Source organism: Protaetiibacter intestinalis (assembly GCF_003627075.1).
Lineage (GTDB): Bacteria > Actinomycetota > Actinomycetes > Actinomycetales > Microbacteriaceae > Homoserinibacter > Homoserinibacter intestinalis.
This window is the reverse complement of the sequence record NZ_CP032630.1, coordinates 2,874,475-2,894,989: the sequence shown is the minus strand read 5'-3', so window position 1 is coordinate 2,894,989 and position 20,515 is coordinate 2,874,475. Positions and strand designations below refer to the sequence as shown.

The window sequence follows — 20,515 nt, the reverse complement described above, 5'->3', positions numbered from 1 at the left end:
GGTGCCAGCGACTCGGAGACGAGATCCGGGCCCCTTCGCTCGACGTCAGGCGGGGTCGCCGGGGCGGAGGAAGGTGCGCTCGTGGTAGAGGAGGGCCTCGTCGGGGGCGCCGAGGCCGCCGTCCTCGATCTGGGCGACGATGACGGCGTTGTCGTGCACGGGGTAGCGGCCGACGATGCGGCCGAGCATCCAGGCGGGCACGTCGTCGAGGAGGGGGAGGCCCAGGGGGCCGGGGGACCAGTGGTCGCCGTCGAAGCGGCGGTCGTGGTCCGCCGCCATGTGGGCGGCGACGCCGGCGTTGCGGGCGCCGAGGATGTGGATGATGACGTGGTCGGTCTGCTCGATGGCGCGCCACGCGCTCGACACGCGCGCCATGTTGAAGGTGGCGAGCGGCGGCACGGCGGCGAGGGAGGCGAGCGAGGTGGCGGTGAAGCCGACCGGGCGGCCGTCGGGGTCGCGCGCGGTGACGACGGAGACGCCGGCGGCGAGGCGCCGGAACGCGAGCTTGAAGGCGGAGAGGTCGTCGACGATGCGCGGCTCGTGCGGGGTGCTGCTGCTGTCTTCCATCACCGGGTCCAACTGCTCGGGGGGAGCGGCCATTCCGCGCCCTCTAGCATTGTCTCGCGATGATCCAGACTCTCGACCTCCGGGGCACCCGTCCGACGCGCGCCGAGCTCGGCGCCCTCATCCCGCGCGCCCGCGTCGACGTGGCGGTCGCCTCGGAGGCGGCGCACGCCCTCATCGAGGAGGTGCGCGAGCGCGGCTCGGCGGCGCTGCTGGACCAGTCGGAGCGCTTCGACCGGGTGCGGCCCGCGCGGCTGCGGGTGGGGGCCGACGAGATCGCGGCGGCCGTCGAGGCGCTCGACCCCGCGGTGCGGGCGGCCCTCGAGGAGGCGATCGTGCGGGTGCGCCGTGCCTCGGCCGCGCAGGTGCCGGCGCCCGCGGTGACGGAGCTGGGCCCGGGCGCCCGGGTCGAGCAGCGCTGGCAGCCGGTGCGCCGGGCCGGTTTCTACGTTCCGGGCGGGAAGGCCGTCTACCCCTCGAGCGTCGTCATGAACGTCGTGCCCGCGCAGGTCGCGGGGGTCGCATCGGTCGTGCTGGCCTCGCCGCCGCAGGCGCAGTTCGGCGGCTCGGTGCACCCGACGATCCTCGCCGCGGCGGGCCTGCTGGGCGTCGACGACGTGTTCGCGATGGGCGGCGCGGGTGCGATCGGCGCGTTCGCCTACGGGGTGCCGGATGCGGGGCTCGAGGCGGTCGACATGGTCACCGGTCCGGGCAACGTCTTCGTGGCCGCCGCGAAGCGTCTCGTGCGCGGCGTGGTCGGCATCGACGCGGAGGCCGGGCCGACCGAGATCCTGGTGATCGCCGACGGCACCGCCGACCCGGCGCTCGTGGCGGCCGACCTGCTGAGCCAGGCCGAGCACGACGAGCTCGCGGCCGCCATCCTGGTGACCGACGCCCCGCAGCTCGCGGAGGCGGTCGTGGCGGAGCTCGAACGTCAGCTCGCGGCGACCACCCACCGCGACCGTGCCGGCGCGGCGCTCGACGCGCCCCAGTCGGCGCTCGTGCTGGTGGACGACCTGGCCGCCGCCGCCGAGTTCAGCAACCTCTACGGCCCCGAGCACCTCGAGCTGCAGACGGCCGACCCGGATGCCGTGCTCGCCGACATCACGGACGCCGGCGCGATCTTCGTCGGCCCGTTCTCGCCCGTGAGCCTCGGCGACTACCTCGCGGGCTCCAACCACGTGCTGCCGACGGGCGGGCAGGCGCGGTTCTCCTCGGGGCTCGGGGCGGCGACGTTCCTGCGTCCGCAGCAGGTGGTGCGGTACGAGCGCGAGGCGCTGCGCGAGGTGGCTGACCGCATCCGCGCCTTCTCGGACGCCGAGGAGCTGCCCGCGCACGGCGACGCGGTGGTCGCGCGTTTCGAGTGAGGCGCGGGCCGAGCGGCTACTCTGAGGGGGATGTTCTGCCCCTTCTGCCGTCACCCCGACAGCCGGGTCATCGACTCGCGGACGAGCGATGACGGGTTGTCGATCCGCCGACGCCGCCAGTGCCCCGAGTGCGGCCGGCGCTTCTCGACGACCGAGACGGCGAGCCTCAACGTCATCAAGCGCTCCGGCATCGTGGAGCCGTTCAGCCGCGAGAAGATCGTCTCGGGCGTGCGGAAGGCGTGCCAGGGCCGCCCGGTGAGCGACGCGGATCTCGCGCTGCTCGCCCAGCGCGTGGAGGAGACGATCCGCGCGACGGGCGTGGCCCAGATCGACGCGAACGACATCGGCCTCGCCATCCTGCCGCCGCTGCGCGAGCTCGACGAGGTCGCCTACCTGCGGTTCGCGAGCGTCTACCAGGGCTTCGACTCGCTCGAGGACTTCGAGTCGGCGATCACCCTGCTCCGGGTGGAGCACGCGGCCGCGCACGAGCCCGCCGTCGCGACGGGCGACGACTCCTGAGGCGCTAGCCTGGGGGCGGCATGTACCGTCTCCTGTTCCGGCTCGTCCTGTCGCGTTTCGACCCCGAGACCGCCCACCATCTCGCGTTCGTCGTCATCCGCATCCTCGGCTGGCCGCTGCTGCGCCCGCTCACGCGCGCCCTCACCCGCCCCGCGGCCGCGCACGAGGTGCGTACGCTCGGGCTCCTCTTCCCCTCGCCGTTCGGCCTGGCCGCCGGTTTCGACAAGGAGGCGCTCGGGATCGCGGGGCTCGGCGCGCTCGGCTTCGGGCACGTCGAGGTGGGGACGATCACCGCGAGGCCGCAGCCGGGCAACCCGAAGCCGCGCCTGTTCCGGCTGATCCCGGATCGCGCGGTCGTCAACCGCATGGGCTTCAACAACGCGGGTGCGGTGGCGGCGGCGCCGCGCATCGCCCGCGCGCGGCGGGCGCGCATCCGTCCCGTGATCGGCGTCAACATCGGCAAGACGAAGGTCGTGCCGGTCGAGGAGGCGATCGAGGACTACCTCGTGAGCACGCGGCTGCTCGCGCCGCACGCCGACTACCTCGTCGTCAACGTCTCCTCCCCGAACACGCCCGGGCTGCGCGGTCTGCAGGAGCTCGACAAGCTCGAGCCGCTGCTCACCGCCGTGCGCGACGCCGCCGGGGAGGTGCCGGTGCTCGTGAAGATCGCCCCGGACCTCACCGACGACCAGGCGCTGCGGATCGCGGAGCTCGTGCAGCGCATCCGGCTCGCCGGCATCGTCGCGACCAACACGACCCTGTCGCGCGAGGGGCTCACGACGGATGCCGCGGTCGTCGCCGCGGCGGGGGAGGGCGGCCTCTCGGGCGCCCCGCTCGCCGCCCGCTCGCTCGCGATGCTGCGCCTGCTGCGCGAGACCGTCGGCCCCGAGCTGTGCCTCATCTCGGTGGGCGGCGTGACGACGGCCGCCGAGGTGCGGGAGCGCCTCGACGCGGGGGCAACCCTCGTGCAGGGCTACACGGCGTTCCTCTACGAGGGCCCCTTCTGGGCCCGCGCCGTCAACCGCGGGCTGTAGGCCTACGCGGGGAACTTGCCGCGCTTGACCTGGGGCTTCGGGAGGCGCAGGGCGCGCAGCTGGACGGCGCGCATCGTCGCGTACCAGCGGAACTTCTCCACCTTGCCCTCGCCGAACTTGGCGGTCAGCTTCTTCTGCAGCTGGGCGCACATGACGAGGCAGTCGACCGCCACGAGGATGATGAACACCCACACCGCGATGAGCGCGTAGTAGGCCACCTCGACGTAGGGCACGAAGTAGGTGAGGATCACGAGGAACATGAGCGGCAGCAGCAGCTCGCCCGCGCTCCAGCGCGCGTCGACGTAGTCGCGCACGTACTTCTTCTGCGGTCCCTTGTCGCGGATGGGGAGGAACTTCTCCTCGCCGTTGGCCATGCCGACCCGGGCCCGTTCGCGCTGTTCGGCGAGCTTCGCCTTCGACTCGCGGGACGCCGCCTTGCGGTCCTCGGGCACGAGCGGGCGCTTGCGGGCCGCCTCCTGCTCCTTGCGGGTGGGGGTGGCGTGCCCCTTGCCGGCGGACGGCGCGCTCTCCGGGTTCTCCGGGGCGTCGGCGGTCGGGTCGGTGGGGGTGTTCTTCGGCACGGGATCCTCGCTGGTCGGTCAGCTTAAGATAGCCCACATGGCTGAGTCCGACCCGTCGTCCGTGTCCGCCTCCACCCCCCGGGTGGACGAGTTCCGGGAGGCGGTGGCGGCGGGACTCCCGACCGCGCTCGCCGAACTCTCGGGTCTCGTGCGCATCCCGTCGGTCGCCTGGGACGGCTTCGACTTCGCCCACGTGCACGCGAGCGCCGAGCGCGTGGCCGAGCTCGCCCGCGAGCTCGGGGTGTTCGAGTCGGTCGAGGTCGTGCAGCTCCCGGTGTCCGCCGAGGGCTCGGATGCGCTCGGCCAGCCGGCCGTCGTCGCGAGCCGCGCGGCCCGCAACGGCAAGCCCACCATCCTGCTCTACGCGCACCACGACGTGCAGCCTCCCGGCGACGACGCCGCGTGGGAGTCGAAGCCCTTCGAGCCGACGGTGCGCGGCGACCGCCTGTACGGGCGCGGCGCCGCGGACGACAAGGCGGGGATCGTGGCGCACCTCGCCGCGATCCGCGCGCACCTCGAGGTGCTGGGCGACCCCGAGATCGGCCTCGTGCTGTACATCGAGGGCGAGGAGGAGTTCGGCTCGCGCTCGATCTCGACGTTCCTCGAGACCTACCGGGAGACGTTCGACGCGGACGTCATCGTGGTCGCCGACTCCGGCAACTGGACGATCGACATCCCGGCGATCACGGTGGGGCTGCGCGGCGCGGTGGCGTTCAACCTGCGCTTCACGACGCTCGAGCACGCCTCGCACTCGGGCATGTTCGGCGGTCCGGTGCCGGATGCCATGCTCGCGGCGATCCGCACCCTCGACACCCTGTGGAACCCGGACGGCTCGGTCGCCGTCGCGGGGCTCACCTCGCGCGAGGCGGAGACGCCCGAGTACGACGAGGCCCAGCTGCGGCGCGAGACGGGTCTGCTGCCGGAGGTCCAGGCGATCGGCCGCGGTGAGATCGTGTCGCGCATGTGGAACCAGCCCGCGATCACGATCACGGGCATCGACGCCCCGAGCGTGCGCGACGCCTCGAACACGCTCGTGCCGAGCGTGCGGGTGCGGGTGAGCGCGCGCGTCGCGCCCGGTCAGCGCGCGGAGGACGCCTACGAGGCGATCATCGGCCACCTGCGGGCGAACGCGGCGTACGGCGCGGTGCTCGAGGTCGACGGGCTCGACCTCGGGCAGCCCTTCCTCGTCGACACGAGCGGCTGGGCGGTCGCGGATGCCAAGGCGGTGCTCGGGGAGGCCTTCGGCAACCCGGCGGTCGAGATGGGGGTGGGCGGCTCGATCCCGTTCATCGCCGAGCTCGCGGAGCGATTCCCGAACGCGCAGATCCTCGTGACGGGTGTCGAGGACCCGGACTCCCGGGCGCACAGCCCCAACGAGTCCCTGCATATCCCGAGCCTGCAGAAGGCGATCCTGGCCGAGGCGCTGCTGCTGGCCCGACTCGGGGCGCGCTGACCAGCATCCACGGAGCTTCGGCGCTTACAATCGTGCACATGACGGACACGCTCGAGACCACCCACGGGGTCAGCCTCACCGACACGGCCGCGCAGAAGGTGCGCTCGCTCCTCGAGCAGGAGGGCCGCGACGACCTGCGACTGCGGGTCGCGGTACAGCCGGGCGGATGCTCCGGCCTCATCTACCAGCTCTACTTCGACGAGCGCCTGCTCGACGGCGACGCGACGCGCGACTTCGACGGCGTCGAGGTGGTCGTCGACAAGATGAGCGTGCCGTATCTCGACGGTGCCGCGATCGACTTCGAGGACACCATCCAGAAGCAGGGCTTCACGATCGACAACCCGAACGCCCAGGGAAGCTGCGCCTGCGGCGACTCCTTCCACTGAGTGGTTCGAACACGAGGCGTCCTCCGCGAGGAGGGCGCCTTTCGTGGTTATAGACTCGAAGACGAACCACAGCTTTCGTCCGAGAGGTCACAGGTGCGATCCAACCGCCCACAGGGTCCGGCCCGCCGTTCACGACTCGCCCGTTGGGCGGTCGTCCCGATCGGCCTCGCGGTCGCCGTCATCCTCGCCGGCTGCACGCAGGAGCAGCTGAACGGCTTCCTTCCCACCGAGTCCGGCACCACCAACCACGTCGACCGTGTCATCGGTCTCTGGGTCACCTCGTGGATCGTGCTGCTCGGTGTCGGCGTCGTCACGTGGGGCCTCATCCTGTGGGCCGCGGTCGTCTACCGTCGCCGCAAGGGCCAGACCGGGCTCCCGGTGCAGCTGCGCTACAACATGCCGATCGAGATCTTCTACACGGTCGTGCCGCTCATCCTCATCATCGGCTTCTTCGCCTTCACGGCGCGCGACCAGGCGGCCATCGAGGCCGACCCGGGCGACCCGGATGTGCGCATCGAGGCGATCGGCAAGCGCTGGTCGTGGGACTTCAACTACCTCGACGAGAAGCGCTACTCGGAGGGTGTGCAGGCGCAGCCCGACAAGGAGGGCAACCTCGAGGAGGGCTCGCTGCCGGTCCTGTACCTGCCGGTGGGCGAGAAGGTGGAGATCACGCTCGAGTCGCGTGACGTCGCCCACTCGTTCTGGATCATCGACTTCCTCTACAAGAAGGACATGATCCCCTCCCACACGAACTACATGTACTTCGTGCCCCTCAAGGAGGGCGTCTACCGCGGCAAGTGCGCCGAGCTGTGCGGTGAGTTCCACGCCGACATGCTCTTCGAGGTGCACGTGGTCTCGCGCGCCGAGTACGACGCCGCCCTCGCGAAGCTGCCCGAGGGCCGCAACGGGGTCGAGAACAACGTGAACCAGAACCTGCCCGGCAACGAGGGCACCAGCGAGGACGAGGACTGAGGCATCCGATGACCACCGCAGCTCCGGCTCGGCCGCAGACGATCCGGCCCAACACGACGCCCACCCGCAAGGGCAACGTCCTGGTCAAGTGGATCACCACGACCGACCACAAGATCATCGGGCACCTGTACCTGATCACCTCGTTCATCTACTTCTGCATCGGCGGTGTGCTCGCCCTCGTCATCCGCGTGGAGCTGTTCACGCCGGGCGTCGACGTGGTGCCGACGAACGAGGCCTACAACCAGCTGTTCACGATGCACGGCACGATCATGCTGCTGATGTTCGCGACCCCGCTGTTCGCGGGCTTCGCGAACGCGATCATGCCGCTGCAGATCGGCGCGCCCGACGTCGCGTTCCCGAAGCTCAACGCCTTCGCGTACTGGCTGTTCAACTTCGGATCGCTCATCGCGGTCGCCGGGTTCTTCACCCCGCAGGGCGCCGCGGGCTTCGGCTGGACCGCCTACGCGCCGCTCACGAGCACGACCTTCTCGCCGGGCCTCGGCGGCAACCTGTGGGTCTTCGGCCTCGCGCTCTCCGGCTTCGGCACGATCCTCGGCGCCGTGAACTTCATCACGACGATCATCACGATGCGCGCGCCGGGCATGACGATGTGGCGCATGCCGATCTTCACCTGGAACATCCTGGTGACCTCGATCCTCGTGCTGCTCGCCTTCCCGGTGCTCGCGGGCGGCCTGTTCGCACTCGGTGCGGACCGCGTGTTCGGCGCCCACCTGCTCGACCCGGCCAACGGCGGCACGATCCTCTGGCAGCACCTGTTCTGGTTCTTCGGCCACCCCGAGGTCTACATCATCGCCCTGCCGTTCTTCGGCATCGTCTCCGAGGTGTTCCCGGTGTTCAGCCGGAAGCCGATCTTCGGCTACAAGACCCTCATCTACGCGACGATCTCGATCGCCGCCCTGTCGGTGACGGTGTGGGCGCACCACATGTACGTGACCGGCTCGGTGCTGCTGCCGTGGTTCGCGCTCATGACGATGCTCATCGCGGTGCCCACGGGCGTGAAGATCTTCAACTGGGTCGGCACGATGTGGCGTGGCTCGGTGACGTTCGAGACCCCGATGATCTGGGCGATCGGCTTCCTCGTGACCTTCACCTTCGGTGGCCTCACGGGCGTCATCCTCGCCTCGCCGCCGCTGGACTTCCACGTCTCGGACTCGTACTTCGTCGTCGCCCACTTCCACTACGTCGTGTTCGGCACCGTCGTCTTCGCGATGTTCTCGGGCTTCTACTTCTGGTGGCCCAAGTGGACCGGCAAGATGCTCGACGAACGGCTCGGCAAGATCCACTTCTGGCTGCTGTTCATCGGCTTCCACACGACGTTCCTCATCCAGCACTGGCTCGGCGTCGAGGGCATGCCCCGCCGCTACGCGGGCTACCTCGCGGGCGAGGGCTTCACGTGGGAGAACCAGCTCTCCACGATCGGCTCCGCGATCCTGGCCGTGTCGATGCTGCCGTTCTTCCTGAACGTGTGGATCACGGCCCGCAAGGCGCCCAAGGTGACGGTCGACGACCCGTGGGGCAACTCGCGCTCGCTCGAGTGGGCCACCTCGTGCCCGCCGCCGCGCCACAACTTCACCTCGATCCCGCGCATCCGCTCCGAGTCGCCGGCGTTCGATCTGCACCACCCGGAGCAGCCCGTGCAGGTGGGCGTCGGTCCCGCGAAGGACGCGCCCGAGACGCCCGTGCTCGACGTCGCCGAGGGAGAGGTGAAGTAGCGCCATGCGCACCAACGCCAATCTGATGTGGCTCCTCGGAGTCTTCTTCTGGCTGTCCGCCGCCGGCTACACCCTGTGGGTGGTGATCGACCACGGCTGGGACTGGGGTCGGATCGAGTGGGTCGGCACGGTCGCGATGACCCTGTCGGGCGTGCTGGCCTTCTTCCTCGCCTTCTACCTCGGGCGCGTGCACAGCGCCCAGGGCGCGGAGCTGCCGCAGGACCTGCAGAACGCCGACATCGACGACGACGACCCGGAGATCGGGCACTTCAGCCCGTGGAGCTGGTGGCCGTTCGCCCTCGGCGCCGGCCTCGCGATCGTGTTCACGGGGCTCGCTGTCGGGCCGTGGGTGTCGTTCCTCGGCGGCCCGATCGCGCTCATCTCGATCGTCGGCTGGAACTACGAGTACTACCGCGGCAACTTCGCCCGCTGATGACCGTCCGTGAGGCTCGCGCCGGCGACGAGGACGCGCTCTTCGGCCTGGTGCAGCAGCTCGGGCACGCCTTCGCGCCCGAGCGGGCGGCCTTCGACCGCACCCTCGCCGGGTACCTCGCGGGGGAGCAGCCGACCGTGCTGCTGCTCGTGGTCGACGACGGCGAGGCGCTGCGCGGCTACGCGCTCACCACGATCGTGCCGTTGCTGTCGACGAACGGCCCCTCGGCCCAGCTGCAGGAGATCGTGGTGGCGGCCGACGCGCGCGGGCACGACTACGGCACGCAGCTCGTGCAGGCCGTCGAGCAGGCGTGCCGCGACCGCGGCGTCACCCAGCTGACGGTCGCCAGCCGACGCGCGGGCGGCTTCTACGACCGTCTCGGCTTCCACGAGTCCGCCGAGTACATGCGGCGCTTCTTCTAGCCGCAGCGGGCCGTACAGCGCGTCTGGCGGCGACTACTGACGCCGTGCGCTGGACATGGCGGCCATCTGGCCGGCCGTCGCCGTCTCGTGCAGCGCGACGGAGTTCAGCACGGCCTCGCGGTCGGACTCCGCGAGCGGCTGCTCGGTCGAGTTCCGCGTCACCCGGTGCTGCACGATGAGGAACGTGAGCCACACGCCGAGCAGCACGACCGTCATTCCGAGACCGATGTAGAACCCGAGTGGCATACCGCCAGTATGGCGGACGACGCGAGGAACCCCAAGCAGGTCCCCGGCCGCGCTCAGTGACCGTGGTGGTGCGAGGACTCCAGCTCGCCCTTCGTGACCGGGGCGATGCGGTCCTCGAAGAACCAGCGGGACAGCACGCCGCGCAGCTTCGTCGAGACCGTGATCTTGCCCTGCTTGTTGGGGCGCACCACGAGCGGTGCGTAGTCGTCGTAGCTCACGAGGCGCCAGCGCTCGAAGTCCGAGAGCTGCTCGTGGACCTCGATGTACTCGCCACCCGGCAGGCGCACGATGCGGCCGGACTCGAAGCCGTGGAGCGCGATCTCGCGGTCCTTCTTCTGCAGCCCGAGGCAGATGCGCCGCGCGACGATGAACGCCACGATCGGGCCGAAGATGAGCAGCGCCTGCAGCGCGTGCGTGACGCCCTCGATCGACAGCCGGAAGTGGGTGGCGATGAGGTCGGAGCTCGCCGCGGCCCACATGACCGCGTAGAAGGTGACACCCGCCGCGCCGATGGCGGTGCGGGTCGGGGCGTTGCGGGGACGGTCGGCGATGTGGTGCTCGCGCTTGTCGCCCGTGATCCACGCCTCGATGAAGGGGTAGATCGCCACGGCCACCAGGAAGATCCCCAGTACCGCGATCGGGATGAGGATGTACCAGGTGAAGGTGAAGCCGAAGAACACCGACTCCAGGTGCGGCGGGATGAGCCGCAGCATGCCGTCGGCGAAGCCGATGTACCAGTCGGGCTGGGTGCCGGCCGAGACGGGGGAGGGGTCGTACGGTCCGTAGTTCCAGATCGGGTTGATCGTCACCGTGGAGGCGATCAGCATGATGACGCCGAACACGATGAAGAAGAAGCCGCCGGCCTTCGCCGCGAACACCGGCATGATCGGGTTGCCGACCACGTTGCCCTCGGTGCGGCCGGGGCCCGCGAACTGGGTGTGCTTGTTGACGATCAGCAGGATCATGTGCACGCCGATCGCCGCGATGACGAGCGCGGGCAGCAGCATGATGTGCAGCATGTAGAGGCGGCCGACGATCGCCTCGCCCGGGAACTCGCCGCCGAACAGCAGGTACGAGATCCAGGTGCCGACGATCGGGATGCCCTTGACCATGCCGTCGATGATGCGGAGGCCGTTTCCGGAGAGCAGGTCGTCGGGGAGCGAGTAGCCCGTGAAGCCCTCGGCCATCGCGAGGACGAACAGCAGGAAGCCGACCACCCAGTTGATCTCACGCGGCTTGCGGAACGCGCCCGTGAAGAACACGCGCAGCATGTGCAGGCCGATCGAGGCGACGAACAGCAGCGCCGCCCAGTGGTGCACCTGGCGCATGAGCAGGCCGCCGCGCACCTCGAAGCTGATGTCGAGCGTCGAGGCCATGGCGGCCGACATCTCGACGCCCTTGAGCGTCGGGTAGCTGCCCTCGTAGATCACCGGGGCCATCGAAGCCTGGAAGAAGAACGTCAGGAAGGTGCCCGAGAGCAGGATGACGACGAAGCTGTAGAGCGCGACCTCGCCGAGCATGAACGACCAGTGATCGGGGAAGATCTTGCGGCCGAGCTCCTTGACGAGCCCGGACAGGCTCGTGCGGTCCTCGATGTAGTTCGCCGCGCCGTTGACGAAGCGCATCCCGGGACCGGGAGGGGTCTTCTCCTCGACGGGTGCCGTGGCGGTTGCGGAGGTGGTCACAGCGAACGCTCCCAGAAGCTCGGACCGACGGGTTCGTGGAAGTCGCTCTGGGCGATCAGGTAACCCTCGTCGTCGACGGTGATGGGCAGTTGCGGCAGCGGGCGCTTGGCCGGGCCGAAGATGACGGCGGCCTCGCGCGTGATGTCGAACTGCGACTGGTGGCAGGGGCACAGCAGGTGGTGGGTCTGCTGCTCGTACAGCGCGACCGGGCAACCCACGTGGGTGCAGATCTTCGAGTAGGCGACGATGCCGCGGAAGGCCCAGTCCTCGCGCTCCGGCGAGGGGTTGAGGTCTTCGGGGCGCAGCCGCATGAGCAGCACGGCCGCCTTGGCCTTCTCCTCGAGCGGGTGGTCGGACTCGTGCAGGTCCTCCGGGATCACGTGGAAGACCGAGCCGAGCGTGACATCCGAGGCCTTGATCGGGAGGCCGTTGGGGTCGCGCGCGAGGCGCGTGCCCTTCTTCCACATGGTGTGCTTGAGCAGCGTCGCCGGGTCGTCGGCCGGCGCGAAGTCGCGGAAGATGACGATCGCCGACAGCGGCGCGAGCGCGAGGGCGGCGATGAGGCCGTTGCGGATGAGCTTGCGGCGCGTGAAGCCGGACTCCTTGTTGCCGAGGGTGAAGATCTCGGCGGCGCGGGCGATCGTCTCGGGCTTGCCGCGGGTCTCGTGGCGCTGCTCGACGAGGTCGTGGCCGTCCATGAGCGACTTCGACCAGTGCACCGTGCCGAAGCCGATGCCGAGCAGGCCGAGCGCGAAACCGAGACCGAGGAACAGGTTGTTGAGTCGCACCGACTCGAGGTCGCCCTCGTGGATCGGGAAGACGATGTAGGCGACGACCGCGAAGACGCTGCCGATCATGGAGGCCAGGAACAGCCAGAAGACGCGGCGCTCGTTCTGCTTCGCCTTCTCCGGGTCGAGGTCGGAGACGCGGGGACGGTACGGCGGGAACCCGGGGTTCTCGACGGCGTCGTCCGAGATCACGGCCACACCGGCCGATACGGGCGACGGCGTGTGCGTCTCGACTGCGGTGCCGGGTTCGGCGCCGTTCGTCTCGGCCATCGACTTCCCCTCCTGTGTTTCCGTACTCACGTGCTAGTTCGACTTCGCCGTCAGCCACACGGTGATCGCGACGATCGAACCGAGGGCGAAGATCCAGACGAAGAGACCCTCCGACACCGGGCCCAGGTTGCCGAGGTCGAGACCGCCGGGCGACCCGCTCGTCTCGACGTGCTCGAGGTAGGCGATGATGTTGCCCTTGTCCTCGGGGGTGATGTTCGCGTCGTTGAAGACCGGCATGTTCTGCGGGCCGGTGATCATCGCCTCGTAGATGTGCTTGGGCTCGACACCCATGAGCGAGGGGGCGAACTTGCCCTGGGTGAGCGCACCGCCGGCGCCGGCCACGTTGTGGCACATGGCGCAGTTGATGCGGAACAGCTCGGCACCCGTCGGCAGGTCGTCGCCGGTCAGGTAGCGCTCGTCGGGGATCGAGGGGCCGGGGCCGAGCGACGCCACCCAGGTGGCGAGCGCCTCGATCTGGGCCTCGGTGAACTGCGGCTCCTTCTCCTCGGCCTGCGGGCCGGAGGCGGCGAGCGGCATGCGGCCGGTGCCCACCTGGAAGTCGACGGCGGCGGCGCCCACGCCGATGAGGGTGGGGCCGTCCTCGGTGCCCTGGGCCTGCAGGCCGTGGCAGCTCGCACAGTTGGCGGCGAAGAGCTTCTGGCCGTCCTCGGCGAGCTTGGTCACCTGGGTCTCGGTCGCGGCACCCGCGCTGCTCGAGGAGGTGAGTGCCGCATAGGCGCCGCCCGTGGCGAGCAGGCCGATGAGCAGGAGCGCCGCAGAGGCGAGCGGCGAACGCCTGCCGGAGCGGCGGCCGCGGGATGTGGAAGCGGAGGTCATGGTGAAGAGCTGGTCCGTTCTGCGGGCTATTTGAGGACGTAGATGACGAGGAACAGGCCGATCCAGACCACGTCCACGAAGTGCCAGTAGTAGGAGACCACGATCGCCGTGGTCGCCTCCTTGTGGGTGAAGGTCTTGACCGCGAACACGCGGCCGATCACCAGGAGGAAGGCGATGAGACCGCCGGTCACGTGCAGGCCGTGGAATCCGGTGGCGAAGTAGAAGACCGAGCCGTACGAGTCGGACTGGAAGCCGATGTGCTCGCTCACGAGCACGCCGTACTCGAAGATCTGGCCGACGACGAAGATCGCGCCGAGCAGGTAGCTCAGGAAGAACCACTCGACGAGGCCCCACTTGGTGACCTGGAACACCCCGCCGGTGCGGCGCGGCTGCATCCGCTCGGCCGCGAACACGCCGAACTGGGCGGTGAAGGACGACGCGACGAGGATGATCGTGTTGACGAGCGAGTAGGTGACGTTGAGCTTCGCCGTCTGCTCCTCCCACAGCCCCGGGGACGTGGAACGGAGGGTGAAGTAGACCGCGAACAGACCGGCGAAGAACATCACTTCCGAGCCGAGCCACACGATCGTGCCCACGGAGACGGTGTTCGGCCGGTTGATGACCGCGGTGCTCGGTGCGCTGACGGCGGAGGTAGTGGTCACCTGTCCATTATGGCCGATATCGCTCAGGGCGAATTCACCGGTTCGGGCCTGTCGCGTCGCGGGGGCCGGATGCGGCGTCGATCCGAGTCGGTACGATCGTGCGCATGCCCACAGAACTCACCTGGCCTGCCGTGCTCACCGAGCTGCTGGCGGGGGGTGATCTGTCCATCTCGGAGGCCGAGTGGGCGATGAAACAGGTCATGACGGGCGAGGCGACCGAGTCGCAGCTGGGCGCCTTCCTCATCGCCCTGCGCGCGAAGGGCGAGACGGTCGACGAGATCGTCGGCTTCCGCGACGCGATCCTCGCGAACGCGCGTCCGCTCGACGTCGACCCGCTGGCGCTCGACATCGTGGGCACGGGCGGCGACCGCTTCGGCACGGTCAACGTGTCGACGATGTCGTCGGTCGTCGCGGCCACGGCGGGCGCGAAGGTCGTCAAGCACGGCAACCGCGCGGCGAGTTCGGCATCCGGCTCCTCCGATGTGCTGGCGGCCCTCGGGGTCGATCTCGCGCTCGAGCCGGAGCGGGTCGCGGGCGTGCTCGACGAGGTGGGCATCACCTTCGTCTACGCCTCGCTCTTCCACCCCGGTTTCAAGAACGCCGGCCCCACGCGCGCCCAGCTCGGCATCCCCACGGTGTTCAACTTCCTCGGCCCGCTGTGCAACCCGGCGCGTCCCGAGGCGTCGGCGGTCGGCGTCGCGAACCTCGACAAGGTGCCGCTCGTCGTGGGCGTGTTCCAGACCCGCGGCGCGACGGCGCTCGTCTTCCGCGGCGACGACGGGCTCGACGAGCTCTCGACGACGGGGCACAGCCACGTCTGGGAGGTGTCGCGCGGCTCCGTCACCGAGCACGACCTGGACCCGGCCGACCTCGGCCTGCCGCGGGCGACCATCGACGACCTCCGCGGCGGCGACGCCGCCCACAACGCCGAGATCGTGCGGCGGGTGCTCGCGGGGGAGACCGGCCCGGTGCGCGACATCGTGCTGCTCAACGCGGCCGCCGGCCTCGTGTCGTGGGAGCTCGCGCAGGACCACACCCGCGGCGAGGAGGACATCCGCGACCGCTTCCGCGACAAGATCGCGATCGCCGCGTCGGCCATCGACTCGGGCGCCGCCGCCGCGAAGCTCGACGCCTGGGTCGCGGCGACCCGCGCGTAGCGCGCTACCGCGGACGCGGTGCCCGCAGGCGCTGCGGGTCGATGCCCGCCGGGATCCGGAAGCCCTTCACCTTGCCGACCGAGGTCAGCCGCTTGTCGACCTGCATGACCTCGGCCTTGGTGAGCTTGCGCGGGAACTTGCGCAGAGCCGCCGGGATCTTGTGGAGCGGGAGCGCCTCGACGTCCGGCCCCACGTAGAGCAGGTGCACGGGCACGTTCGGCAGCAGGCGGACGATGTTGGCGCGCTCCTTGTCGAGCATCGGCTGGGTGCGCGAGCGCGGTCCCTCGCCGATCAGCACGACGCCCGGGCGCCCGACGGCACGGTAGACGGCATCCTTCGTCTTCGGGCTGAAGCCGATGGGCTCCTCGTTGCCGATCCAGCTGCGACGCAGGCCGTTCTTCAGCACGGCCCCGACGGCGCCCGGCTGCCCGGAGATCTGCGTGTAGGCGGCGCGTTCGGCACGGCGGCCGAGCACCACGAGCACGAGCAGCACGCCCGCGAGCACGCCGGTCACGACGAACAGGATGATGCTGATGACGTTGCCGGGGGTGAGCCACACCGAGAGCACGATGCTCACGGCGACGGGCACCAGGAACGAGAGGATCAGGTACCAGACGATGCCCGGGTCGGAGCGGCGGGTCATCTGGAACACCTGCCACATCTGCTTGATGCGACCGGGTTCCTTCTCGGACTTGCTGCGTGCCATGGTTTCCAGCCTACGGGTACTCAGGACACGGCCTGCGCGAAGCCCCGTTCGCTGTCGGCGAGATGCCGCAGGTGCTCCGGGATGTCGCGGCCCTTGGCGAGCATCGACCGCGCCCACAGGCGGCCCGCTCGGTAGCTCGAGCGCACGAGCGGCCCCGCGAGCACGCCGAGGAAGCCGAGCTCCTCGGCCTCCTGCTTGAGCTCGACGAACTCCTCGGGCCGCACCCAGCGCGCGACCGGCAGGTGCCGCGGGGAGGGGCGCAGGTACTGCGTGACGGTGATGATGTCGCACCCGGCGTCGTGCAGTTCGCGCAGCGCCTGGCTGATCTCGTGACGCTCCTCGCCCATCCCCAGGATGAGGTTCGACTTCGTGATGAGGCCGGCGTCGCGCGCCTGCGTCAGCACGCCGAGCGAGCGCTCGTAGCGGAACGCCGGGCGGATGCGCTTGAAGATGCGCGGCACCGTCTCGACGTTGTGGGCGAACACCTCGGGCCGGCTCGCGAACACCTCGCCGAGGAGCTCGGGGTTGCCCGAGAAGTCGGTCGCCAGGATCTCGACGCCCGTCCCCGGGTTGGCGGCGTGGATCGCGCGCACCGTCTCGGCGTGCAGCCAGGCGCCCTCGTCGGGCAGGTCGTCGCGTGCGACGCCCGTCACGGTCGCGTAGCGCAGCCCCATCCGCTGGACGGATTCGGCGACGCGGCGGGGCTCGTCGGTGTCGTATTCGGCGGGCTTGCCGGTGTCGATCTGGCAGAAGTCGCAGCGGCGGGTGCACTGGCTGCCGCCGATGAGGAAGGTGGCCTCGCGGTCCTCCCAGCACTCGTAGATGTTGGGGCAGCCCGCCTCCTGGCACACCGTGTGCAGTTCCTCGGACTTCACGAGCGAGTGCAGCGCCGTGTACTCGGGGCCCATCTTCGCGCGCGTCTTGATCCATTCGGGCTTGCGCTCGATGGGCGTCTGGGCGTTGCGCACCTCGAGCCGCAGGAGCTTGCGGCCCTCGGGGGGCGCGGTCACGCCGGGACCCCTGAGCGGAGGCTCCCCGCGAGCGCCTCCTCGAAGCGACGCGTGACGGAGTCGACGACGTCGGCGGGGGTGACCGTGCGGCCGAGTTCGCGGCTCATGGTGGTGACGCCCGCATCGCGGATGCCGCACGCGATGATGGCGCGGTAGGGCTCGAGGTCGTTGCTGCAGTTGAGCGCGAAGCCGTGCATCGTGACGCCCTCCGAGACGCGGATGCCGATCGCGGCGATCTTGTCGGCGGGTGCTCCGGGGCGCTCGATCCACACGCCGCTGCGGCCCTCGACGCGGGTTCCGACGATCCCGTGGTCGGCGAGCACGCCGATGAGCATCCCCTCGAGCCGTCGCACGTAGGCGACGACGTCGATCGGGTCGGCGAGCCGCACGATCGGGTAGCCGACGAGCTGCCCGGGGCCGTGCCAGGTGATCTTGCCGCCGCGGTCGACGTCGATCACCGGGATCCGGTCGTCGACCGGGCGTTCGTGCGGCTCGGTCCGCTTGCCCGCGGTGTAGACGGAGGTGTGCTCCAGCAGGAGCACGGAATCTGGCGCCCGGCCGCTCGCGACGGCGGCGTGCAGGGCACGCTGCCGTTCGAAGGCCGTCGAATACGACACGGAGTTGGCGCTTAGCCCCGTGACGACGTAGTCGACCACGTGACCACCCTATCCGCCGCTCCTGCACAGCGCCGGACGTGTGACGTCATCCCCAGGTGAGGGCGCGGGCCCGGTCCGGCGACCGCACCGCGGGCGAGGATCGGCGGGTGGCATCCTTCGTCCCTCCCGCGACCGGCGTGCGGGTCGTGCGCGCGCTCGCACGCGACGAGCACGTCGAGACGCTGCTCGTGCAGCTGGACGGGGAGGACGGTCAGGCGCCGGCCGCCCTGCTCCGCGCGCTCGACGAGGCCGGCGCGGTGCGACGGCGACGGGAGCTCGTCGCCCTCGACCGCGGTCGGGGACCGGGCGTCGTGGAGGTGCTCGACGTCGTCGACGACGCACCGACGCCGGCCGTGCTGCTGCGGCACCTGCCGGGGCCGCGGCTCGGCGAGGTGCTCGCGCGCCGCGAACGGTGGGAGGCGGGGGAGGCGGTGACGCTGCTGACCGGCGTCGCCGACACGGTCGCGCGCCTGCACGACGTCGGCGTCGCGCTCGGTGTCGGCGGGCTCGGCGGCGTCGTGCTCGCCGCGTCCGGTCCGGTGGTGACCGAGCTCCCCGCCCCCGGTCTGTTCGCCGCGGAGGCGCCCGAGGTCGTGCGCGCCGGCGTGCCGGAGGTCGGCGACGACCGCGAGGCGCTCCGGGGTCTCGCGCTCGAGTTGCTGGGTCGGGTGTCCGGCGCGCGAGCCGCCGCGGCGCTCGAGCTCGCGACGCGGATCGCGGGCACGGCCCCCGATGCGCTGCTGCCCGCGCTGCGGCACGGCCTCGGCGAGCTCGCCGCCGGCACCGCGGTCCGCCCGGTCGATCCGGAACCCGAGCGCGGTCCCCTCGCGGACGCGTCACCCGCGCCGGTGCACGGGGTCGCCGACGAGGTGGGGGGTCCCGCCGGTGCGGGGCGATGGCTCGAGCTCGCCGGCGCCGGTGAGCTGCGCGGACGCGTCGAGGAGGTGACCGCCCGCATCCGCACCCTGCTCGACGGGATGCCGGCGTTGCGGCGCCGACTCGTGCTCGGCGGCGGAGCGGCCGTCGCGGCGGGCGCGGTGCTCCTCGCGCTCGTCCCCGGTCCCGCCGAGCCCGCCGAGGGGAGCGCAGTCGAGGCCGCGACCGGCACGCAGGCGCCCGTGGAGCCCGCGGGAGCGCCCGACGGACCCACGGTGTCCGACGACCCGCTCGAGGCGCTCACGGCGCTGCTGGGGCTGCGGGAGGCGTGTTTCCGAGAGCTGTCGCTGCTGTGCCTCGAGCAGGTGGATCAGCCGGGATCGGCCGCCCTCGCCGCCGATCGCGCGGCCGTGCAGGCCCTCCGCGACGGCGGTGAGTCGACGGCCCCCGCCGCCGATCCCCGGGGGGCGCGGATCGTCGAGCGCCTCGGGGACAGCGTGCTCGTGGAGATCGGCCCCGAGACGGCTCCGGCCTCGCTCCTGCTGATGCGGGGCGAGGCCGGATGGCGTATCCGCGACTGGATCGCGGCGGGACCTTCTGCGGACTAGATGCCGAGGCTCCCGCGGAAGTCGCCCGCCTCGAGACGGGCCTTGACGGCGCCGAGGAACCGGGCGGCGTCGGCACCGTCGATGATGCGGTGGTCGTACGACAGCGCGAGGTAGACCGTCGAGTGGATCGCGATGGCGTCGGTGCCGCCCTCGCTCACGACGACCGGCTTCTTCACGACGACACCCGTGCCGAGGATCGCGGACTGCGGCAGGAACACCACGGGGGTGTCGAACAGCGCGCCGCGCGAACCGGTGTTGGTGAGCGTGAAGGTGCCGCCGGCGAGCTCGTCGGGCTTGAGCTTGTTGTCGCGCGTGCGCTCCGCGAGGTCGGCGATCTGCGCTGCGAGGCCCGCGATGTCGAGCTCGCCCGCGTCGCGGATGACCGGGGTCAGGAGCCCGCGCTCGGTGTCGACCGCGATCGAGATGTTCTCGGTGTCGGGGTAGACGATGCTCTCGCCGTCGACGCTCGCGTTGATGATCGGGAACGCCTTGAGCGCCTCGGCCGCGGCCAGGGCGAAGAACGGCATGAACGAGAGCTTGTTGCCCGTCTTCGCGAGGAACTCGGCCTTCACCGCGTCGCGCAGCTGTGCGACGCGCGTGACGTCGACCTCGACCACGGTCGTGAGCTGGGCGGTCGAGTTCATCGAGATGACCGCGCGCTCGGCGACGACCTTGCGCAGTCGCGACATCGGCACGACCGTGCCGCGCAGCGGCGAGACCTCGGGCGCCGCCGCGGGGGCCGCGGTGGGAGCGGCCGGAGCCGAGGGCGCCTCGGCGGCCGGTGCGGCGACGGCGGCGAGCACATCCTGCTTGCGGATGCGGCCTCCGACCCCGGTACCGGTCACGTCGTCGAGGGCGACGCCCTTCTCGGTCGCGAGCTTGCGGACGATGGGGGTCACGTAGCCGGCGTGCGAGGTGGTCGCGGGGCTCGCGGCGGGAGCCTCGGCGACGGGCGCCTCGGGCGCAGGCTCGGCGGCCGCAGGGACCTCGGCGGCGGGGGCCTCCGCGACCGGGGCTTCGGCGACGGGCGCCTCGGCGACCGGCTCCGTGACGGCGGGCGCGGCAGCGGGCTCCTCGACCACGGGGGCTTCTGCGACGGGTGCCGCGGGGGCTTCCGGAGCGACCGGCGCCTCGGCCACGGGGGCCTCGGCGATCGGTGCCGCAGCTGCGGGCGCCTCGGCCACCGGCGCCTCGGGCGCGGGGGCCTCGGCGGCGGGGGCCTCGGCGGCGGGGGCCTCGGCGGCCGGAGCCGCCTCACCCGAACCCGAGCCGTCGCCGATGCGCACGAGCGGCGCACCGACCTCGACGGTCTCGTCCTCCGCCACGAGGATCTCCTCGACGATCCCGGCGACGGGAGAGGGGATCTCGGTGTCGACCTTGTCGGTGGACACCTCGAGCAGAGGCTCGTCGACCTCCACACGGTCGCCGACCTTCTTCAGCCAGCGGGTCACCGTACCTTCCGTGACACTCTCGCCGAGTGCCGGGAGGCTGACGGATTCGCTCATCGGTGATGCTCCTTGTTCAGGCGTGTCGTTCTAGCTTAGCCGTGG

22 protein-coding genes are annotated in these 20,515 nt (G+C 70.9%); 11 read left to right on the top strand and 11 right to left on the bottom strand.

Annotated elements, in window-relative coordinates; genetic code table 11:
- Positions 1 to 45: 45 nt before the first annotated feature.
- Positions 46 to 600 (bottom strand): flavin reductase family protein, encoded by a 555-nt coding sequence (locus D7I47_RS13655; RefSeq protein WP_227000695.1) that lies wholly within the window; start codon positions 598 to 600, stop codon positions 46 to 48.
- A 26-nt stretch (positions 601 to 626) separates the two neighbouring features.
- Between D7I47_RS13655 and hisD the strand changes: the two genes are divergently transcribed.
- Genes hisD through D7I47_RS13640 form a run of 3 tightly spaced genes read left to right on the top strand, consistent with a single transcriptional unit; the run spans position 627 to position 3,484 of the window.
- Positions 627 to 1,931 carry a histidinol dehydrogenase gene (gene hisD / locus D7I47_RS13650; protein ID WP_120763565.1) on the top strand — a complete coding sequence of 435 codons (1,305 nt, stop codon included), beginning with the start codon at positions 627 to 629 and terminating at the stop codon, positions 1,929 to 1,931.
- A 30-nt stretch (positions 1,932 to 1,961) separates the two neighbouring features.
- Positions 1,962 to 2,450 (top strand): transcriptional regulator NrdR, encoded by a 489-nt coding sequence (gene nrdR / locus D7I47_RS13645; protein ID WP_120763564.1) that lies wholly within the window; start codon positions 1,962 to 1,964, stop codon positions 2,448 to 2,450.
- A gap of 20 nt (positions 2,451 to 2,470) precedes the next feature.
- Positions 2,471 to 3,484, top strand: coding sequence for a quinone-dependent dihydroorotate dehydrogenase (locus tag D7I47_RS13640; protein WP_120763563.1), 1,014 nt, complete (start codon positions 2,471 to 2,473; stop codon positions 3,482 to 3,484).
- Between the two features lie 2 nt (positions 3,485 to 3,486).
- Here the strand turns inward: D7I47_RS13640 and D7I47_RS13635 are convergent, their stop codons facing one another.
- The gene (locus D7I47_RS13635) at positions 3,487 to 4,065 is read right to left on the bottom strand and encodes a DUF3043 domain-containing protein (protein ID WP_120763562.1); all 579 of its coding nucleotides are present in this window, start codon (positions 4,063 to 4,065) and stop codon (positions 3,487 to 3,489) included.
- 37 nt (positions 4,066 to 4,102) lie between these two features.
- Here D7I47_RS13635 and D7I47_RS13630 point away from each other — a divergent pair, with 37 nt between their 5' ends.
- The 6 genes from D7I47_RS13630 (at position 4,103) to D7I47_RS13605 (ending at position 9,464) form a co-directional block, all read left to right on the top strand.
- A complete protein-coding gene (locus D7I47_RS13630; protein ID WP_120763561.1) occupies positions 4,103 to 5,518 on the top strand; it encodes a dipeptidase in 1,416 nt (471 codons plus the stop codon).
- A 38-nt stretch (positions 5,519 to 5,556) separates the two neighbouring features.
- Positions 5,557 to 5,904: an iron-sulfur cluster insertion protein ErpA gene (gene erpA, locus D7I47_RS13625; RefSeq protein WP_120763560.1), complete on the top strand. Its 348-nt coding sequence runs from the start codon at positions 5,557 to 5,559 to the stop codon at positions 5,902 to 5,904.
- A gap of 93 nt (positions 5,905 to 5,997) precedes the next feature.
- Positions 5,998 to 6,876, top strand: a complete 879-nt coding sequence (ctaC, locus tag D7I47_RS13620; RefSeq protein WP_227000693.1) for an aa3-type cytochrome oxidase subunit II — start codon at positions 5,998 to 6,000, stop codon at positions 6,874 to 6,876.
- Between the two features lie 8 nt (positions 6,877 to 6,884).
- On the top strand, positions 6,885 to 8,609 hold the full coding sequence (gene ctaD, locus D7I47_RS13615) for an aa3-type cytochrome oxidase subunit I (protein WP_120763559.1): 1,725 nt from the start codon (positions 6,885 to 6,887) through the stop codon (positions 8,607 to 8,609).
- Between the two features lie 4 nt (positions 8,610 to 8,613).
- Positions 8,614 to 9,042: a cytochrome c oxidase subunit 4 gene (locus tag D7I47_RS13610; protein ID WP_120763558.1), complete on the top strand. Its 429-nt coding sequence runs from the start codon at positions 8,614 to 8,616 to the stop codon at positions 9,040 to 9,042.
- A complete protein-coding gene (locus D7I47_RS13605) occupies positions 9,042 to 9,464 on the top strand; it encodes a GNAT family N-acetyltransferase (protein WP_120763557.1) in 423 nt (140 codons plus the stop codon). The genes D7I47_RS13610 and D7I47_RS13605 overlap by 1 nt, the downstream gene beginning before the upstream one ends.
- Before the next feature lie 33 nt (positions 9,465 to 9,497).
- Here the strand turns inward: D7I47_RS13605 and D7I47_RS13600 are convergent, their stop codons facing one another.
- Genes D7I47_RS13600 through ctaE form a run of 5 tightly spaced genes read right to left on the bottom strand, consistent with a single transcriptional unit; the run spans position 9,498 to position 13,952 of the window.
- The gene (locus D7I47_RS13600; RefSeq protein WP_120763556.1) at positions 9,498 to 9,710 is read right to left on the bottom strand and encodes a hypothetical protein; all 213 of its coding nucleotides are present in this window, start codon (positions 9,708 to 9,710) and stop codon (positions 9,498 to 9,500) included.
- A 53-nt stretch (positions 9,711 to 9,763) separates the two neighbouring features.
- Positions 9,764 to 11,335, bottom strand: a complete 1,572-nt coding sequence (qcrB, locus tag D7I47_RS13595; RefSeq protein WP_120763992.1) for a cytochrome bc1 complex cytochrome b subunit — start codon at positions 11,333 to 11,335, stop codon at positions 9,764 to 9,766.
- 56 nt (positions 11,336 to 11,391) lie between these two features.
- A complete protein-coding gene (qcrA, locus tag D7I47_RS13590; protein ID WP_120763555.1) occupies positions 11,392 to 12,453 on the bottom strand; it encodes a cytochrome bc1 complex Rieske iron-sulfur subunit in 1,062 nt (353 codons plus the stop codon).
- Between the two features lie 33 nt (positions 12,454 to 12,486).
- Complete coding sequence (gene qcrC / locus D7I47_RS13585; RefSeq protein ID WP_120763554.1) at positions 12,487 to 13,290, bottom strand: cytochrome bc1 complex diheme cytochrome c subunit; 804 nt, start codon at positions 13,288 to 13,290, stop codon at positions 12,487 to 12,489.
- A gap of 26 nt (positions 13,291 to 13,316) precedes the next feature.
- Positions 13,317 to 13,952 carry an aa3-type cytochrome oxidase subunit III gene (ctaE, locus tag D7I47_RS13580; protein ID WP_120763553.1) on the bottom strand — a complete coding sequence of 212 codons (636 nt, stop codon included), beginning with the start codon at positions 13,950 to 13,952 and terminating at the stop codon, positions 13,317 to 13,319.
- Between the two features lie 104 nt (positions 13,953 to 14,056).
- Here ctaE and trpD point away from each other — a divergent pair, with 104 nt between their 5' ends.
- Entirely contained in the window at positions 14,057 to 15,109 is a 1,053-nt protein-coding gene (gene trpD, locus D7I47_RS13575; protein ID WP_120763552.1) for an anthranilate phosphoribosyltransferase, read from the top strand.
- Between the two features lie 4 nt (positions 15,110 to 15,113).
- Here trpD and D7I47_RS13570 read toward each other — a convergent pair whose 3' ends face one another.
- Genes D7I47_RS13570 through lipB form a run of 3 tightly spaced genes read right to left on the bottom strand, consistent with a single transcriptional unit; the run spans position 15,114 to position 17,481 of the window.
- Complete coding sequence (locus D7I47_RS13570; protein ID WP_120763551.1) at positions 15,114 to 15,815, bottom strand: DUF4191 domain-containing protein; 702 nt, start codon at positions 15,813 to 15,815, stop codon at positions 15,114 to 15,116.
- Positions 15,816 to 15,835: 20 nt separating this feature from the next.
- A complete protein-coding gene (gene lipA, locus D7I47_RS13565) occupies positions 15,836 to 16,825 on the bottom strand; it encodes a lipoyl synthase (RefSeq protein WP_120763550.1) in 990 nt (329 codons plus the stop codon).
- Positions 16,822 to 17,481, bottom strand: a complete 660-nt coding sequence (gene lipB / locus D7I47_RS13560; RefSeq protein WP_120763549.1) for a lipoyl(octanoyl) transferase LipB — start codon at positions 17,479 to 17,481, stop codon at positions 16,822 to 16,824. The genes lipA and lipB overlap by 4 nt, the downstream gene beginning before the upstream one ends.
- Before the next feature lie 107 nt (positions 17,482 to 17,588).
- Between lipB and D7I47_RS13555 the strand changes: the two genes are divergently transcribed.
- Complete coding sequence (locus D7I47_RS13555) at positions 17,589 to 18,965, top strand: hypothetical protein (RefSeq protein ID WP_120763548.1); 1,377 nt, start codon at positions 17,589 to 17,591, stop codon at positions 18,963 to 18,965.
- On the opposite strand, the gene sucB is transcribed toward D7I47_RS13555, so the two are convergent.
- Positions 18,962 to 20,470, bottom strand: a complete 1,509-nt coding sequence (gene sucB, locus D7I47_RS13550; protein WP_120763547.1) for a 2-oxoglutarate dehydrogenase, E2 component, dihydrolipoamide succinyltransferase — start codon at positions 20,468 to 20,470, stop codon at positions 18,962 to 18,964. The two genes, D7I47_RS13555 and sucB, sit on opposite strands and share 4 nt — an antisense overlap.
- Positions 20,471 to 20,515: the final 45 nt, after the last annotated feature.